Origin of the sequence: Enterovibrio norvegicus (assembly GCF_002876705.1) — a bacterium.
Taxonomy (GTDB): Bacteria; Pseudomonadota; Gammaproteobacteria; order Enterobacterales; family Vibrionaceae; genus Enterovibrio; species Enterovibrio norvegicus_B.
This window is the reverse complement of sequence record NZ_MDAG01000002.1, coordinates 136867-153841: the sequence shown is the minus strand read 5'-3', so window position 1 is coordinate 153841 and position 16975 is coordinate 136867. Positions and strand designations below refer to the sequence as shown.

Below are 16975 nucleotides of genomic sequence, written 5' to 3'. Positions count from 1 at the left end.
TTCGGTATCGATTACTTTGCCTTCAATTTACGATTCAAATTCATGAGACATGATTTTAACGCACGCTGCGTAGATGTCATTTTCACGCAACGGTTTTCCTATGTGTCCTTGCATGCCATTGCTGATACAACGCCAAATATCATCTTTCAGCACGTTCGCCGTCATCGCCACAATCGGCGTACTTTGATTCATATTTTGCGATGCTCGAATTTGGCGTGTGGCTTCTAACCCATCCATTCGTGGCATTTGAATATCCATGAAAATGATGTCGTAACTGCGTAACGCTGCTTTTTCCAGCGCCACCACACCGTCTCTTGCGATATCAATAGAAAAGCCAAGTTTAGATAACATTTTCTCTGCAATCATCCGGTTAATGGCATTGTCTTCCACCAGCAAGCACTGTTTTCCTGAGAAAGCATCTAAGTGTTGGCTTATCAATGCCTGCGCCGTTTCGTTCGAGACATCGTTCTCTATTTGAAGCGGCAGAGAAACATCAAATTGACTACCCCGCCCAACCTTGCTCGCAATTGAAATGTCTCCCCCCATCAGATCAACCAGTTGCTTTGTAATGGCGAGACCGAGGCCTGAACCACCAAATCGACGCGTGGTTGATGCATCCGCTTGCTGGAATTCATCAAAGATCAGCTTGTACTTGTCAGAGGGAATGCCTACCCCAGTGTCCGTTACGCGAACCACGACACCGGAATACAAACCACCTTGCTTACTGACACCAATTTTCAATTTCACCAAACCGTTCTCGGTGAATTTCAGTGCATTAGACACCAAGTTCAACATCACTTGTTCAATACGGTGTGCATCCCCCACAAAACGGCGTGGACAGTGCTCATCAAACTCATATTCAAAGCAGAGTTGATGCTTGTCTTTGATCGTTGGCAGCATCAGATCATGCACATAGCGCCCGACCTGTTCTAAGTCGAAAGGCGCTTCTTCCAGTTTCAGGTGATTGGATTCCATCTTACTGAAATCAAGAATGTTATTGATGAGTGACATCAAACCACGAGAAGAGTGAGCAATCACTGACAAATACTCGGCCTGCTTCCCCGTCATCGGCTCGTCTTGCATCAAAGTGGTCGCACCAAGAATACCGTTCATTGGCGTTCGAATTTCATGGCTGATATTGGCAAGAAACAACTGCTTGGCACGCGCCGCATCTAACGCTTTTTCCCGGGCATCCACAAGATCGGTACTGATGTCGTTAAACTCACATACCAACATGCCCAACTCATCTTGTTCTGTGTAGTCAATCGGAGAAAAAGGACCATCACCGCGCTGTTCGATCAGCGCAAGACGCACTTTCGCCATTGGCCTAACAACATAAAAGTGAATCGCTGCATACGTTACACCTACTAGCAAAATGCCAACCAATGCCATCGCAAAAAATAAATCATTCTTTAATGTTGTCGCCTCTACCAGCAATAAACGTTCAGGGAGCGCACCGACAAGCATCCAGTTTGACGCGGGTAAAATGCGACCAAATACCAAGGTTGGCTCTTGAAGCATGGGATCGTTTTGAAGACGGTGCGTAAAGAGCCTTTCAGAGCCTTGAAACAATGACTCATCAGGAACCATTTCCGACGCGATTGACAACGCATAGCCAATATCAATGTCTGGTGACGCTTGCACCATGGATTTCGCTAAGGTTTGCAGCTTGTGGTTGCTTTGGCGCACAAGGTGGTCACCTTGCGTTGCAACACTGATGACTAAAGCAAGCTCAGAAAACTGCGGTTCGCTAGCAGCAATTTCACGCGCAGTGGGCAATGGGCCAAACCTTGGGCTCCCTTGCGTCACCGATTCTGCGTCTGACATTAAGCGTCCACTTCGGTCAAACATGGCAAGGTAGCCGCCAAGTTTTTGCCCACTGCGGGTTAAAAATGCCTGAAGTTCAGCCAACCGCACATCGATGGTGACAACACCAAAGAAAACGCCTTCAGCGTAAATAGGCACACTGCACGTCACCATAGGTTCTTGCGTGTAAGGGTCGATGTAAGCGCGAGACCAATACGCTGAGCCTGGCACAGACCAACGTGCAGGCGCGTACCACTCTTCTATTTGATAGGGGCGCGCAGATGCATCGTTGTAATCGGCTACGCGTCGATAGGACCCGTCCTCGTTAAAGGCGATAAACACCGATGCTTTCGCTTTTGATGGATTATAAAGGTACGGTTCAGGCCAGAAGCCACCACTTGCGACCACATTCTTGATGTTGGCATTGCTCAGCAGCGTCGCAAGCTTTTGTTCAATTTGGGCTTCCGTGTCATCGACCGACAGAATATCGGCAATGGTAAGGGCAACAGTTCCAATGTTATTTGAGAGCTGTCCGAGGCTTTGCGCAACGGTTTCAACCTGCGCTTCAACCCGCTGATTGGCGCTGTCACGCACCATACTGTCACCCGTTGTTTCAAGCACATACACAATGGACACCACCACAACCGCCAGCATAAGCCCGAGGATCCATAATGCTTTAACGCTGATCGTTTTGTACCAAGGAATATCATTTTTAAACACGGATTGAGCCTCAGGAAGTGGTCGTTTTATTCAGGTTTTCCATCTCGCTCAGCACGTCTTTGATAGTAAGTGCTAACAATTGGTCGAATTGTTCAACCACACGCTTGTCGGGTGATTCACCCGCTGACAGCGTTTTTTCAAGCCGGATACAAAAATGCTGCATCGCATACGCGCCAATATTACCCGAGACCCCTTTCATGCTGTGGATCAATCCGCGCGTACCTTCTACATCGTCGTTTTTTGCAAACGTCTGGAGCTTCTCGCCGTCCGTTTTATGCTCTTCGACAAACATGCCGAGAACGGCATCAATAGCATCAGTGTCGCCCTCTAGTTGCTCCATCAAGTTCTCGATTTCAAACACTGACTGGTCGTACTGCACCGCATCGTTCTGAATAAAGCCAATATCTTCGGATGATATCGGTGGCATTTTTCGCGAGAAATTGGTCGACAATCTTTCGAGTTTATAACGAACAAGAACCTGCGCAGCGAGAAACAAAAACGCGATGCCGAACAGCAGCAATGTGCGATCTAACAACGCGATGACCTGCGTGGTCCAATAGGTTTGCTGTTGCGTCATCGCTCTAACGAAACGATGATTCATAATGCTATCAACGTTTTCCAACTGCTGATTCAACCGTTCTAGACCGGTATATAGGGCGTAAACCTCGACACTCGCAGGCTTACTTGAACGCTCAGCAAGCATGGCTTCTAACGAAGCAATGTATTCATTAAAACGGTCTGCACGGCGGGTTGTTCCAGAATCATTTAACCCGTGCAATTCATAAAGTAGGTAGCTACTAATACTTTGATACAACAATTGTTGATCGACACTGATTTCTGATTCGGAGAGTTGTTTGAGTTTCTTGGTCACATTCGCGACTGAGTAGATGGAAGCGAGCAAATTATCCACATCTTCCACGAATGCATCAGCATCTAACAAGGTGCTTTGAATATCGCTCCACTGATCGTCAATCGTGTGGGATTTAGTCTGCAGCAGCAGATAACGAAAATGTTGGATTTCTTTTTCAATGTTCGAGAGCTCAATTTGCTGATTAAGCATTGAGGCCGACACGGCTTGTCGTAACTGCTGCGCCGCGTTATTGAGCTTCACAACATGCGTAGCGTGCTCTTTAACGTGATACATCTCTTTGTAGGTCGCCATCGCGTAGAAAAAAGAGATGAAAAAAAGCACCCATACCAACATCGAAAGCCGACTCAGTTGGAGACGTTGGCTGTTTCTTGTTTTTTTCCGACTGTTCAAGGCGAACATGGATAACTTTGATATCACAGGAGTTCCTTTAAAAAAGGCTTAAGCTTGTGTGTTGTTCACTACCTAAACCATTAATCTGCCAGCGCTAAAACTAACTATGTAAGCTTTTCTAGATATGCTTTCTTTAAGTTAGAAACTTTGCCCAATTTTGCAAATGTTGTGCGTGTTTTTGCATAGCAGTATATAAAAATAAAGCCGCAATAAGCGACTTCATTTTTATTGATAAATCAGCAAGATTTACTCTTCAACGTTTAGGCGGCGCGTAAGTTGATCACGGAGGTTAGGTGGAATGCCTTTGATGGTGAGTGTATCTGTGTCTTGATCGTAGAAAATGCGTTCGCCTAGCAGCATGCTGTCGAAGTTAATCGAAAGGCCGCCACCACCACCCACGAATTTCGTGAGCTTACGCATTGAGGTTCTGTCCGCCGGGAAGCTTTCTTCAAGCTCATAACCTTGCTCTGACGCAAACTGGTAAAAATCCACGCCTTGGTCATTTTTAGGCAGTTCACCCGCCAATTCTTTTACAATGACTTCATCACCAGATTGCAATTGGCCATTACAGTAATCGTAAACTTGCTTACGGTATTGCTGCTTTTCATCTTTTTCAAGACGCGAATCTGCGCAGTAATCTTCGACAGCTTGCATCAGCACCAAGTTTTGCTGTTTGGTGTCCATGCCCACTTCGGCTTGCATGAAATCGAGGAAGAAATCCGCCACTTTACGGCCAACACGGCCTTTGATGTAAGTGAGGTAGCGGTTTGAATCCGCATCGCTTTCCCAGGTCGACAAATCGATACGTGCAGCGATGTCCATTTTTGCCACATCAAGGTAATCCGTTGAGCTGATTTCCAGATCATCGGTCACTTTCATGCTGGCTTTCGATTCTAAAAGGCCAATGAACAAATATTCAGTCGCAAGTGAACGGTATTCTGCCAATACCAAAACCCCTTCATCAGCAAAAGGATACTTTGAAAGTTCCGTCTTCAAACGCTCTGCTGTTTGAGAAGAAAAGGTTAAAAAATCCATTTCTTGCTTGCGACAGGCCTTCAGCCACGCAGATACGTCACTCTCTTGCGCAAATTGACCAAAACCTTTTCCGGCTTTTGCGTTATAAATGCGGTGGATTTCACTGATTAAATTTTCCGTTGAAGGAGAATGGTTTAACAGTTGATCGCGTAGCTGAACGACCAGCGTGTCTTCACCATCTTTTTTCAGTTGATGAAGAATTACGTTTGAAAGCGTGAGGCTCATAATTGAAAACATTTTAAGTCAGACTAGAGTGTGGGGTATTATACGCGGCTTCTGATGACACAAGACAAGAGTTTCTATGCCTGTTACTTCTAAATATCAAGATAAAAACGTTGAACAGATCCTGAGCGATGTGGTCAATGTTCTTGAAAAGCACAAAGCATCAACTGACTTATCGCTGATGGTTGTTGGTAATATTGCGACAAATTTGATCAATAACAACCTGCCAGCCGCGCAACGTAAAATTATCGCGGAAAAATTTGCTCAAGCTCTCGTGTCTTCAATCGATACAGAGTAATAAGCCGTTAATTCGGATATCGCGCAGTAAGAATAAAGAGAAGAATTGACCTTTATGGTAGACAGCGGAAATACCTACAGGGATAAAGTGTCACAGCTTATCAGCTGGGGACACTGGTTTAGTTTTTTTAACATCATTGCAGCCATGTTGCTGGGCACACGTTATATCGCTCAGTCGGGTTGGCCAGAAACCCTGATTGGACAAACTTATCAACTTTTTACGTGGATAGGTCATTTCGGCTTTCTGGTTTTCGCTGTCTATATTCTGATTATCTTCCCTGCCAGCTTTATCATTCCGTCGCAGCGCTTAATGCGTCTGTTTGCAGTGCTCGTAGCCACTGCCGGACTGACCGCGTTATTGCTGGACATCTACGCGTATCAAACACTGCACCTGCACCTGAATCCTTTGGTGTGGGAGCTGTTGTTGAGCGGTGAAAAAACGGACATGAACGCGCACTGGCAATACTTGTTTGTCGTCGTGCCCGCGATTTTCTTGCTCGAAATTGCCATGTCTGAATGGGTATGGCGCAAACTGCGTAAGCTGTCGCGTAAGCGTGTTGGTGTGCCTATCGCCACCGTGTTCTCGCTTTGCTTCATTGGCAGTCATCTGATCCACATATGGGCAGATGCTTTCTTATATAGCCCTGTGACGGCGCAGCGTTCTAATTTCCCAATTTCTTATCCTATGACGGCAAAAACCTTCATGGAGAAATACGGTCTGCTTGACCGTCAAGAGTACCAAGCACGCCGAGATGAACTCGGTCAGCAAGATAGCGAAGTGATCCGTTATCCACTGGACAGTGTCTCTTTCGCCTCCAATGCGAACAGCTACAACCAGAACCTGTTGGTCGTGATGGTAGAAAGCCTTCGCGCCGACATGCTTGATCCTGTTGTGATGCCTCGCCTCAATGAATTTGCCAATAATAACGCCAAATTCGAGCACCACTTCAGCACCAGCAATGATGCAATGGCTGGCATCTTTGGTTTGTTTTATGGTCTACCAGGTAGCTACGCTCAAAGCGCGAGAACAGAGGGACTAAGCCCTTTGCTTATCGATACACTCGACAATAAGAAATATGCGTTTGGGCTTTTCAGCGCAGACAACTTCAGCAATCCGATTTATTACCAAAGCGTCTTTGGTAAGCATTTAGACACCGCACAGCGTTTTGAAGAAAAAGCGTCGTGGGTTGCTGACGATCAAGCAACGGATGCCCTCAACACGTGGGTCAATGCCTCTGACACGAAAGCCCCTTGGTTCGCCTATTTAGAGCTTAAAAGCGTCACCAATTATGAACAAGGCGGGGACTATACACGCCCGTTCCAGCCCTCTCTCGACAATGAATTGGCGAGTGTTGGCGACCATACTGCCTTGGTGCTGAAAAACAGCTACAACAACGCGGCGTATTATGTCGACGAATTGCTAGGCGACCTGTTTGATTCTCTTGAAGCCAACGGACAACTCGATAACACCATCGTCATTGTGACCGCCAATCACGGGACTGAGTTTAACGAGACAGGATCGAACAGTTGGGGTGCCAACACCAACTACAGCAAATATCAGTTACAAGTGCCATTGGTTGTGCATTGGCCAAACAAAGCCCCACAAGTGATCGAGGCATACAGTTCACACCTCGATATCGTGCCAACCTTGATGGAGTCGATGTTGGCGGTTGATAGCCCTGCGGAGCTTTACACCAGTGGTCGCAATATTTTTGAGCTTGCTGACAAGCCACGTAAATGGGTGCTCGCGGGAGACAGCCGAGATATCGTTGTGGTGCAACCAGACAAAACCACTGTGGTGGACAAGTTTGGTAATTACCGTGTTTACGACAGCAACTATAAACAACAGCCAGAAGGGAAACCGCAGCTGTCCGTGTTAATGCAAGTCATGCACGAACTAAAACGGTTCTATCACCCAGAAGAACAATAAAAAGAAGGCAGCCCAACGGCTGCTTTTTTTATTCCTTATCCAACTGGTTGAATCGCCCAGAGAAAATGAATAAAGACAATTGACACATTAACACTCAGTTCGTAACATGAATTTCAGTTAGTCGGTCTGTAGCGCAGCTTGGTAGCGCACTGTCATGGGGTGTCAGGGGTCGGAGGTTCAAATCCTCTCAGACCGACCATTTTTCGAGGTTAATCAGTCACATAGGTTGTTGTGATTGGTTATCTTAAAGCATCAAACGTGTACATGTACACACCACGTGTACACTCACTCTTAGTTGGTGCATACGCCTTTCAGGCGCAAATAAGCTAGCAAGCATTCCGTTTGCTGGCTTTTTTTGTACCTGCCGTAGTTAAGCAGCTCCAAGACCTCTGCCTGACAGCTTGCTCTAAAAGTCGATGGTTTGCCGTTACCGCAGCCGTCACTAGTGGTAAACCTTCCCAATTTCAATCATTAACATTTGCCTCAAGTCAACTCGACCTTTCCCCTAGTAGGATAACCTCCTCGCCACTTAGCCCCCTCTATGCAGAAAGGTAGAAAGCAATTTGAAGGTCTTCGTAACTAACAAACTAAAACTCGATTTCAAAAACCTAGGACTTGGCTTTGAAAAAGTCCCCGCCAGCAATGAGTCAAGAGTAGTGCAATACCCATTAGACGACGCTCAATTCGATAGCCAAAGAAGATATATTGGTGATCGCGTAACTATTCCGGTTCCGACCGATCTATATCTTCAGTCTGCTAAGAACGGGGCAGATAAAATAATCAATGCATTGCAATCTGATTTACATGAAGTCCAGATAGACGCTTTTGAATTTTTAGCACTAGCTACACACACACTTAGCTGTGGGGATGCTCAAGGTAATCCCACCCGCGCTCCAATCAGCTTGGCATATGCCAACCCAACAAAAAAAAGTCCGTTGATTGCTGCTCACAAGGGCTTGTTGATCATCGCTTACAGTATTTTGTTTCCAGAACATTGGAACAACGAAATGGATAGGATGGCTTTGGCGGAAGCTCTGGGATTTAAGATCTCGGATGGCGCAGACTACCCGACTCAATTAAAACTATGCCGACGAAAATTCCGAGAATATGTCTTTTCCGATATTGAACCTCACCAGCAAAGCTGTGCAGAGCTTGTCCTATCTAATCGTATCGCTGAACTTTTTTTGAGAAACATAGATAAAGTGCCAGAAGCCTTACACCACATCCAAATCTCCCACGAACTCATTCAGGATATTAAGAGAAAAGCAAGGGATCAGGTAAACAAATAGTGGTGATCCCCCACCCTTGATACGTTATGACATTTAATGCTTCTCACGTTCTTTAACAACGAGGAAATGAGAAGCAATGAGCACTCCCAACCTTTTAAATCCAAGCCAAGCATGTCAGATGCTTGGCGTTTCCCTCTCGACCCTATACCGCCATGTGCAAAAGGGGCTAATCCCATCAAGCATAAACTTGGCTCCTCGCTCAAAAGCGTGGCTCGTGAGCGAAATTGAGTCAATTCTAGAAGCAAGATACTGCGGTTACTCTGATGCCGAGATAGCCAAATTTGTTGGTGAAATAATTTCAAATCGGAAAAAACGTATTGAGGGACAATTTTATGGTAATCATTGATAGTTTTGCAGAAAAAGCCGCCGGAACCTGTATGCGCAAATATCCCTACATCGTTAGTTCAGGGAACAAAGGCGGATCGAACCCAACAATTGACTTTACCAGCACTAACTCCTCTGTCAGGAAACAGTCTGAAAAACGTACTGGCTATGCACGTCCACATGATTTCTTTTCCACCTCACAAGCAAACAAGATGAAAGTGTATAAGCAGTTTCTTCCGAAGGGAAAGGGCTGGAAATCGGTCGCATGGGACATCTTTCACAACATGCTTCTTCGCGGTCAAAAATTAACTGAAGTGGATATTGCGCTGATGACCGTTTCTGAAGCGAATGCTTACCGTGTTGTGTACTTCATTCGTCACCATATTGGCTGTGAAGTTGAGTGTGCTAAGGGAGATAGCGAACATCCAACGTACTGGTTCATCTCTGATACCAACCGAGACAAATACCTTTCTAGCGAAACTCGCCATCAAGTGCCTATCAAGGTCGGAAAAGAGCAGCGCTCTTTTGAGTTTTTGCCGATGGCAGCCTGAGGGATTCCAATGGGAAGTAATTTATTCACGCACGAGGCTTATCTCCGATATTTAGACGCTTCTGGAGAGCTTTATCACCCTGACCAGGAACAAGCTGACCTGATTCAAAGCAGCCAATCTAAGACACCGCAAACTTTAGCCAAGTCCAGCTCAGTAGAGCTGCTGATCACCCTCTAATCGTATTGTATGCGCCTCTGAACATAGGGGCGCAAAGGAAATCATATGACGATCCAAAAATTCACACAGGCAATCGAGCAAGCTGGTTTGGTTGCGCCACAAGATCTACTGGCGCGGCCGTCTTCACCGTTTCAGCAGCAATGGTAAACCGAGCGACAAGTCAGGTTATTACGTCCTCCACACTAATCCAAATGGCATCATCGTGGGTGTATTCGGGTGCTGGCGATCTGGTGAGCAACATACATGGTGCTCAAACAACCACACTTCAGTTTCTTTGGAAGATAGGCTGGCAATCAAACAAGTTCTCCATGCTGCCAAGGAAACAGCAAAGAAAGCAGCGCAGTCTCGCGCTCAATATGCAGCTATTGTGGTTCAGTCAGCAGAGCCCGCTAAAGGTTGTCACCCTTACGTCAAGAGCAAAGGCGATATCTCCGTCAAAGGGGCAAAGTGGAAATCATCCATCCCATGCGCTGAATTTTTTGATAACCCTGAGAGCAAAGGTTCACTAGACGACGTACTGCTCATTCCTCTTGAGGATAAAGACGGTTCTGTTGTCTCTCTTCAGGCTATCACGGGGAATGGCTCCAAGTTCTTTATGACAGGAGGGACGACGAAAGGCGGCATGTTCAAGTTCGAAGGTGATACTGATACCGTTTACATTGCCGAAGGTTTTGCTACTGCAGCCACTGTCTATGACGCTACAGGTAAAACTGTCGTTTGTGCCTTCAATGCAAATAACCTTTTAGTCGTAGCGCCCATCGTCAAAGAGCTGTTTCCTGATTCCAAGGTCATCGTGGCCGCCGATAACGATGCCGCTAAAGAGGCCGAAGGGAAAGGCAATAAAGGAAAGGAAACCGCAGAGAAGCTGTTTGAGAAAGAGGACTTGCCTTACTCGATGCCAACGTTTCAAAGCCCATCAGAAGGCACCGACTGGAATGATTTTGCCATTAAGCATGGTAACGGTGCCGTTGCCAAGGTAATGAATGAAAACATTATTGAACCGCGAAAGCCAATCAATCTATTTGAAGAGGCTATCGAATGTCTTCGTACCGACCCTGATGACGCGTGGGCATTTGACCAAGCGATAAAACGGATCATCGAGGCAAAAACACTGTTCAAATCACGCCATATGAAAGAGTTGAAGAAGCTAACAGGGGTGACATTTAAAGATATGTATGCCCATATCAGTGAGATTCAAGCTGCTGAGAACACGGATGGGCTTAGTCATGGTGATATTGCACGAGAACTAGTAAAAAAATGCGGGGATACCGAGATGGTTGGGGCATATGGCAGCATGTGGACCTATCAGGAAAGCGCCGGTGTTTGGGTCGAGAAGACGCTTTCAAAGCTCGGCACTGAGGTCTCTCTACGATTCAATACTCAAGACTTATGCCAGCGCGTTCCAGACTACAAATCAATCTCAGGCTTTGCGTATGACCTTCAGGAGGAGCAAGATTTCTTTGAGGAGGCACCTTGCGGAGTAAACACGCCAAGCGGGTTCCTGTGCATCAAAGGCAGCACCATTATCTTGGAAGAGGCTAACCCACTGCATCGCGCCCGTCATCGCTTGACGTTTAACCCTGCAGCAAAAGGCACTGAAGCGAAATCGTTCCAAAAAATGCTATCGGAGGCATTCGCGGGTTGCCACTCAGATGAGCAGGTTCGCCAACTTCGCATGTGCTTTGGTTTATCCCTTTTTGGTGTAATGCCAATGCTTCAATTGGCCATCATGCTTTTCGGCCAAGCGGGGTCAGGTAAGTCGGTATTATTGAAGGTACTAGCTAATATGCTGCCTGATACTGCTGTTGCTTCAGTTTCACCGATGTTTATGGATGATGCCTATCAACGCGCAGCTCTCGCAGGTAAGCGCTTTAATCTCGTCCCAGAGCTGGATAAGGACAAACCCATCCCAAGTGCAGATTTCAAATCAATCATTGGTGGTGACAAAATCAGTGCACGTGAGCCATATGGCAAGGTGTTTACTTACACTCCGCGAGCCACAAACTGGTTCAATGGTAACTTTTTCCCGAAGACAACGGATCATTCTGAGGGGTTCTACCGTCGCTGGGCTATCTTCCATTTCAACAACACTAAGCCAGCATCAGAGCGTGACCCTAGCCTACTTGAACGAATCGTAGCTGAAGAACTGCCTGCAATCCTCTCATGGGCAATTGAGGGAGTGGAAGACTATTTGGCAAATGGCATTTACCTCTCACCAGCTCATTCCGAGTGCCTGGTTAAATGGAAGGCCGAAGGCAACAGCGTACAGGGGTGGCTGAACGACCACGATGATAACTATATCGAGCTTCGTGGCGACGGGAACATGAAGAAACCATTGAAGGTGTCCGAGGGGTATGGCTTGTACCGTGACTGGTGTATTCGGTGTGGCGTCCGAGCTTACAAAAAAGCGACGTTCATGCAGCAGATGGAGGCCCTTGGCAACGCTGATTCACTCTATGGAGGGTATCGCGTCTTCAGTGGGTTGACGTCCCGCACAGCCACGATTTTGGGAATTAAGGCAGCCTAACAGCCCTTGGTGGAAAAAGTGGAGTAAATCTGACTACATTTCTACATTGGAAAATACCACTTCAGTCAGACACTATGTTTTATATACGAAAAGCTTAGCCGTAAAAACATCACTTTTTCCACCAAACCCTCCACCGACGTGAAGCAACAGCGCCGCGTAAGCGGAGAGTTTTTGCTTTGCGTCGTTTTAGATTCGAAATCGATTCCTTAAACCCAGACCAATTAAGAACAGAAAGGCAAAGCTGGGCAATGCGAAAAACAACGTGCTAACTGCACCATAGCTTTCTGGAAGTACCCCTGAGTCATGCAACGCATCATAAGCCTGTTTGCCTTCCGTTTTTACACTGCCTAGAAATGGGATGGTTTTATTTAACGCTACATCCAAGCCATTTAGCCAAGTTTGGCAATCTATCGACACCATATTACTAAGCCAATTCGATGTGAATGGCGCAAAGCCAACTGTATATAACGTTAAACCGATCATGCATAGAAGCAGGCCAATGACCGGTCTTGCAATACTTTGTCCATAGCGGCTTGTGAAATCAAAAAATGCATCAAGTAAGCTCGCCCCCGTACCAAGTGAATGCCAGCGCTTGGCCCTCATCTCATCAGCGTGAAAGCGCAAGGCTGCCTCATGGTCTTTGTTGCTTTCGGCTATTTCCTTGAGACGTCGCAGTTTATGTGCATCATCCACATCGTTTGCTTTTCTGAACACAGAGGTTGGCAATTTGATTGTCAAACCTTGTAGGGAGGTGTGGCTGGAAGTTTTTGAACCGACGAAGTCTGGCACAACTGCTGCTGCGTTTTGTAGGGAAAGCTCTAAACTCCCTTTAAAAACTGAATTCCTTAAGCTAAAACTCTTCAGCCTTTCACTAAAATTTAAAGCAGTCATGTTAACGTGACGTCCAAAATCAGCGCAGCTAAAGTCTAGTGTTTCAACATCGAAATTCGAATCACTAAAATTCACAACCGAATCGTCGGAAAACCTAGCTTCGCGAAAAGATACATCCTGCCCCTTTGATGTTAAGCGCTGAAAATCAACGGCATGACTTAAAAATGAGGTTTGAAAGAACAAAACGTCGCAATCAAACGCACAACCATAGAAGTCGACTCGTCTGCCAAGGAACATTGCAAAGCTAAAATCAGCAGTATCCGAATTAAATCTGGCCTCACTAAAACTTGAATTTTCTGTTTCAAACTTTGCAAATCCAAAGTCGCATTTACGATTAAATGTCGCCTTCGAAAAGTCTACCTCGCTGGAAGAAAAGATGGTTCCTTCAAACAGAACAACACTGTCGCCAAAATCTACTCTCCTAAAATCAGTCAAACTACCAGAGAAAGTAGCATATGAAAAAGTCACCAATCCTGACTTAAACTCGGCCCCATTGAACTTCGCCCCTTTCAAAAACTTCGCTGAATTGAAACTAACGTTTCCTAGCGGGAATTTGCAGCCAGAAAAATCCCCCAAATTCTCATCAAAGGTTGAATTCGAAAAGTCCACATTAGCATCTGGGTTGTTTTCAACCCACTCATTCCATACTTTCTTACCTTTGGACTTCAGCTCTATGGCTGCATCCCCATACAGATTCATCATTTCGCTCGTAACCAACTGATCTAAATATGTTATTATAGAAACTTCAATGAGCAAATATATATTCACTTACAGTATCAGAGACCTAATAGTTAACTCCGACACATACCCTATACCTCGATATAGTGAAGCGGGGTAAAATTCAGCACCTCTGACATAAGGAATCTTACATGCCGGCTCCTTACGGAAACTTAAACAACAATAAGTACCAGCCGGAATACGCGCAGCAAGCCTACAAGATCTGCCTCTTAGGCGCTCGTGACCGAGACCTAGCGGACTTTTTTGAGGTTCATCGTGACACTATCCATCACTGGGGGAAGCTTCACCCTGAATTCGAGCAAGCCAAACGCAACGGTAAGATGAAGGCAGATGCTGAAGTTGCCTATTGCCTGTTTCAACGCGCAGTAGGGACGACAATAAAGAAGCAGCGAGTAACATTGAAGGGAGAAGTGATTGATACGGTAGAAGAGTTGCCCGCTGATGTTCGTGCGATGGAATTCTGGCTTAAATGCCGAAACCGTCAGAATTGGAACCCGAAACAACACATTCAATTGTCTGGTGATGCACATCACCCACTGGCGTTCTTGTTGGAAGAAGTAGAGAAAGAAGCAGAAGAAAGCTCAGCCCTGCCGAGATAGAGATAATTTGTTAAATAATGACCGTATTTAACATAATGAATGTAAGCCGCACTGCGCGAAAGACACTCGTCGTCGAAAATGACAGAAACCTGTATAAACAACAAATTACTGTCATTTTGGTCTGAATATTACGTGCATAAAAAGCGCATAAATCGGAGAGCTTTGAAATTCGTCCGAAACCGCCATAATCCAAACTTTTGATGCGACGATAAGCGCAAACAGACAACAGAGACGAAAGCAGAGCTGTGAAGTGCGGTACAATGGCCATAGTGGCTAATCGCACACTGAACGCCGACAAATCATACCTTTTACTGACCTCGCACTCGCGAGGTTTTTTCGTTTACGGAGATACGAAATGCAACGTACGATACCATTCGCCCCAATGAAGCCTTCGAACATTGCCTGTTCAATCCTGTTCCTTTCAGTAGCTTTAGCTGCCAGTGCCACAACTTCTGAGGAACTCGATGGCAAGCCACATCAAATAGGTGAGGCTACTACGTCTCGGTTTGAATTCGCCGAAACGAAACAGACACGCTTTTCGGAGACCAAACTCTTTTTAGATCGTTCACACCAAGCCAGTTTGCGCGCGTTCCGTGAATCATTCGAACGAATAGAGATAACCCAGATGGAGATATCGCTTAGCCTTCAAGAGCTAACTCGTCGTCTCGATGATAGGCTAGAGCAACAAGCATCCAAGCGATAACCCAGTCAAGGGAGGGGCGGGACCACCGGCAACACCCCCTCCCCTGGGTCAAAATATGCCCATCGGAAATTTATCCAATTTTAAAAGTCAGGAAACTTTTTTGTTTTCTCTGAATTGACCACTAAAACCATTCAGTCGATGCCGCACGCATTTCCCTTCTTACCGTGCGCTATGAAAGTAAACTCAATATACCTTCCGGCGTTTTGTTCGCTTGGGCTAGCATTGTGCTGCCAGCCTGCGAATTGATTTGTCTCTTTGCGAGTGTAACCGCACTTTTTGCGAAGTCAGTATCACGAATTCTGCTGTTGGAAGCAGCGGTATTTTCCTTCGCGTTTAATAGATTATCAATTGCACTTTCAAATCTGTTCTCTAGAGCACCAAGGCTAGCTCTTTGCTGGTCTATTTTTCGGAGCACTTCATCAGTTCTAATTACAGTATGTTGTGCATTGCCTTGGCTCGATACATCAAATTTCCAAATCGTATCTTGCATCAATGGTCCTCCCGGTCTGGAGTTACCAGTCGCGAACAATTCTAGAGCAGCAGTTCCCTCAAACCCAACAAAAAGATATGGTGAGTTCTTCTTCGGCATAACAAGTGTTGGCAATACGTAATTGCTGTCTAGTGCTTGGTCAAAAGCAACCGTTTGTCCTGTGTCAGAAATAAAGGCGTTGAATCTTTCATCAGCACCATTGATTGCAGTCATGACAGTTTGTAAATCGTCCCCCTCATTGACGGGAACCTCCACCGTGAAAGGCTTGTTAGACTCTATTGGGGAGTCGGAATATCGAAATTTGATAATTAAGGTGTTGTCAGCCCCAGCCGTCCAATCACTTTTAACGGCACCACCTTTGCTGTGCCAAACTCCAATTGCATCTTGACGGTAGCCTTCATCGGCAATCAGCTCCGGAAGCTCGACTCTAATCGCTTCTCCACTGTCAGCTCCTATTTGAAAAGACCGCCCCTCGAATGTGCCGTTTAAGAGTCGCTGCCCACCAAAACTGGTCGTTTGTTTGACTCGGTTCATTTCATCGAATATGTTGTCGACTTCTTCTTGCATTGCGGTACGTTCGGCTTCTGTGTAACTGCCATTAGCCGATTGAACAGACAGATCGCGAATGCGCATCAGCATTTCACTCATCTCTTGCATGGCACCTTCAGCGACTTGCAGTATAGAGATACCATCATTGGCATTCTTAACTGCAACGTCATGACCAGATTTTTGCGCAATCAAACGGTTTGAAATCTGCAACCCTGCTGCATCGTCTTTTGCACTGTTGATCTTCGAACCTGAAGAGACTTTCTTCATATCATCGATAAGAGCAAGATTCGTTTTGTTCAAATGCTTCTGCAATGCCATTGCGTTTTTGTTTGTATTGACGGCAATTCCAACCATTTTCGACTCAAAATAAAGACAGCTGACGGCTGGTTAAAGCAATTTCCGTACCAATATAAAATTCACCAAAAAGTGGAAGTAGAAGTGTATTCCCAAACAAAAAGATCTGTCGCTCACAACGTAGTGGCAAACTCTGTCATCCATGTCCATTTTAACGGCAAAAAACTGCCGATAATCGATTAAAATCAGATAGTTTCACCCAAAAACCTTTTATTCATAATGACAACCAATATGGACATGTGGAACAGACTGAAGCACCCAATAATTTAGTTATTTGTCACACCCTGATTTGAGCTGAAATGAGCAGTGTGCTTAACTGGGAATACTTCAGAGTATCAGCACCTGATTGAGGGGATGTTTTTCCAGTTCGTTGTGTACTGCGGCGACAGATACTCCCGACGCATTCCCCACTTTGGCGAAATACCCTGCGCAGCCATGAACAAAGCACCCTCTCCATATCGCTTGTTCAGGCAGTCGAACGCTTTCATCAAGTTCGGGTTCCCTGGTTCGTT

The 16975-nt window shown here is 45.8% G+C and carries 14 protein-coding genes and 1 tRNA gene; 9 read left to right on the top strand and 6 right to left on the bottom strand.

Features of this window, described 5'->3' with window-relative positions; all coding sequences use genetic code 11:
• Window positions 1-27: 27 nt before the first annotated feature.
• The 3 genes from BCT27_RS01870 to yejK all read right to left on the bottom strand — a co-directional run bounded on the left by BCT27_RS01870 (window position 28) and on the right by yejK (window position 5047).
• Window positions 28-2526 carry a hybrid sensor histidine kinase/response regulator gene (locus BCT27_RS01870; RefSeq protein ID WP_241908486.1) on the bottom strand — a complete coding sequence of 833 codons (2499 nt, stop codon included), beginning with the start codon at window positions 2524-2526 and terminating at the stop codon, window positions 28-30.
• A gap of 10 nt (window positions 2527-2536) precedes the next feature.
• The gene (locus BCT27_RS01865) at window positions 2537-3814 is read right to left on the bottom strand and encodes an Hpt domain-containing protein (protein ID WP_241905154.1); all 1278 of its coding nucleotides are present in this window, start codon (window positions 3812-3814) and stop codon (window positions 2537-2539) included.
• Between the two features lie 219 nt (window positions 3815-4033).
• Window positions 4034-5047: a nucleoid-associated protein YejK gene (yejK, locus tag BCT27_RS01860; RefSeq protein WP_102394880.1), complete on the bottom strand. Its 1014-nt coding sequence runs from the start codon at window positions 5045-5047 to the stop codon at window positions 4034-4036.
• A 76-nt stretch (window positions 5048-5123) separates the two neighbouring features.
• Here yejK and BCT27_RS01855 point away from each other — a divergent pair, with 76 nt between their 5' ends.
• The 7 genes from BCT27_RS01855 to BCT27_RS01825 all read left to right on the top strand — a co-directional run bounded on the left by BCT27_RS01855 (window position 5124) and on the right by BCT27_RS01825 (window position 12139).
• Window positions 5124-5342 carry a YejL family protein gene (locus BCT27_RS01855; protein ID WP_017007688.1) on the top strand — a complete coding sequence of 73 codons (219 nt, stop codon included), beginning with the start codon at window positions 5124-5126 and terminating at the stop codon, window positions 5340-5342.
• A 54-nt stretch (window positions 5343-5396) separates the two neighbouring features.
• The gene (locus tag BCT27_RS01850; RefSeq protein WP_102391044.1) at window positions 5397-7271 is read left to right on the top strand and encodes a DUF3413 domain-containing protein; all 1875 of its coding nucleotides are present in this window, start codon (window positions 5397-5399) and stop codon (window positions 7269-7271) included.
• 122 nt (window positions 7272-7393) lie between these two features.
• Window positions 7394-7470: transfer RNA gene (locus tag BCT27_RS01845), tRNA-Pro, on the top strand.
• 364 nt (window positions 7471-7834) lie between these two features.
• Window positions 7835-8560, top strand: coding sequence for a hypothetical protein (locus BCT27_RS01840; RefSeq protein WP_102394879.1), 726 nt, complete (start codon window positions 7835-7837; stop codon window positions 8558-8560).
• A 76-nt stretch (window positions 8561-8636) separates the two neighbouring features.
• On the top strand, window positions 8637-8906 hold the full coding sequence (locus BCT27_RS26030; protein WP_102394878.1) for a helix-turn-helix transcriptional regulator: 270 nt from the start codon (window positions 8637-8639) through the stop codon (window positions 8904-8906).
• Window positions 8893-9435, top strand: coding sequence for a hypothetical protein (locus BCT27_RS01830; protein ID WP_102394877.1), 543 nt, complete (start codon window positions 8893-8895; stop codon window positions 9433-9435). The genes BCT27_RS26030 and BCT27_RS01830 overlap by 14 nt, the downstream gene beginning before the upstream one ends.
• Before the next feature lie 268 nt (window positions 9436-9703).
• Window positions 9704-12139 (top strand): phage/plasmid primase, P4 family, encoded by a 2436-nt coding sequence (locus tag BCT27_RS01825; protein ID WP_133153360.1) that lies wholly within the window; start codon window positions 9704-9706, stop codon window positions 12137-12139.
• Window positions 12140-12325: 186 nt separating this feature from the next.
• On the opposite strand, the gene BCT27_RS01820 is transcribed toward BCT27_RS01825, so the two are convergent.
• Window positions 12326-13732 carry a hypothetical protein gene (locus BCT27_RS01820; RefSeq protein WP_133153359.1) on the bottom strand — a complete coding sequence of 469 codons (1407 nt, stop codon included), beginning with the start codon at window positions 13730-13732 and terminating at the stop codon, window positions 12326-12328.
• A gap of 167 nt (window positions 13733-13899) precedes the next feature.
• Here BCT27_RS01820 and BCT27_RS01815 point away from each other — a divergent pair, with 167 nt between their 5' ends.
• Together BCT27_RS01815 and BCT27_RS25745 are read left to right on the top strand one after the other, a co-directional pair.
• The gene (locus BCT27_RS01815) at window positions 13900-14367 is read left to right on the top strand and encodes a hypothetical protein (protein ID WP_102394874.1); all 468 of its coding nucleotides are present in this window, start codon (window positions 13900-13902) and stop codon (window positions 14365-14367) included.
• 355 nt (window positions 14368-14722) lie between these two features.
• Window positions 14723-15070, top strand: coding sequence for a hypothetical protein (locus BCT27_RS25745; RefSeq protein ID WP_102394873.1), 348 nt, complete (start codon window positions 14723-14725; stop codon window positions 15068-15070).
• A gap of 169 nt (window positions 15071-15239) precedes the next feature.
• Here BCT27_RS25745 and BCT27_RS01805 read toward each other — a convergent pair whose 3' ends face one another.
• Both BCT27_RS01805 and BCT27_RS25800 read right to left on the bottom strand, forming a co-directional pair.
• Window positions 15240-16463 (bottom strand): flagellin, encoded by a 1224-nt coding sequence (locus tag BCT27_RS01805; protein WP_102394872.1) that lies wholly within the window; start codon window positions 16461-16463, stop codon window positions 15240-15242.
• Window positions 16464-16798: 335 nt separating this feature from the next.
• The gene (locus BCT27_RS25800; RefSeq protein WP_277871994.1) at window positions 16799-16951 is read right to left on the bottom strand and encodes a DUF4113 domain-containing protein; all 153 of its coding nucleotides are present in this window, start codon (window positions 16949-16951) and stop codon (window positions 16799-16801) included.
• Between the last annotated feature and the right edge of the window lie 24 nt (window positions 16952-16975).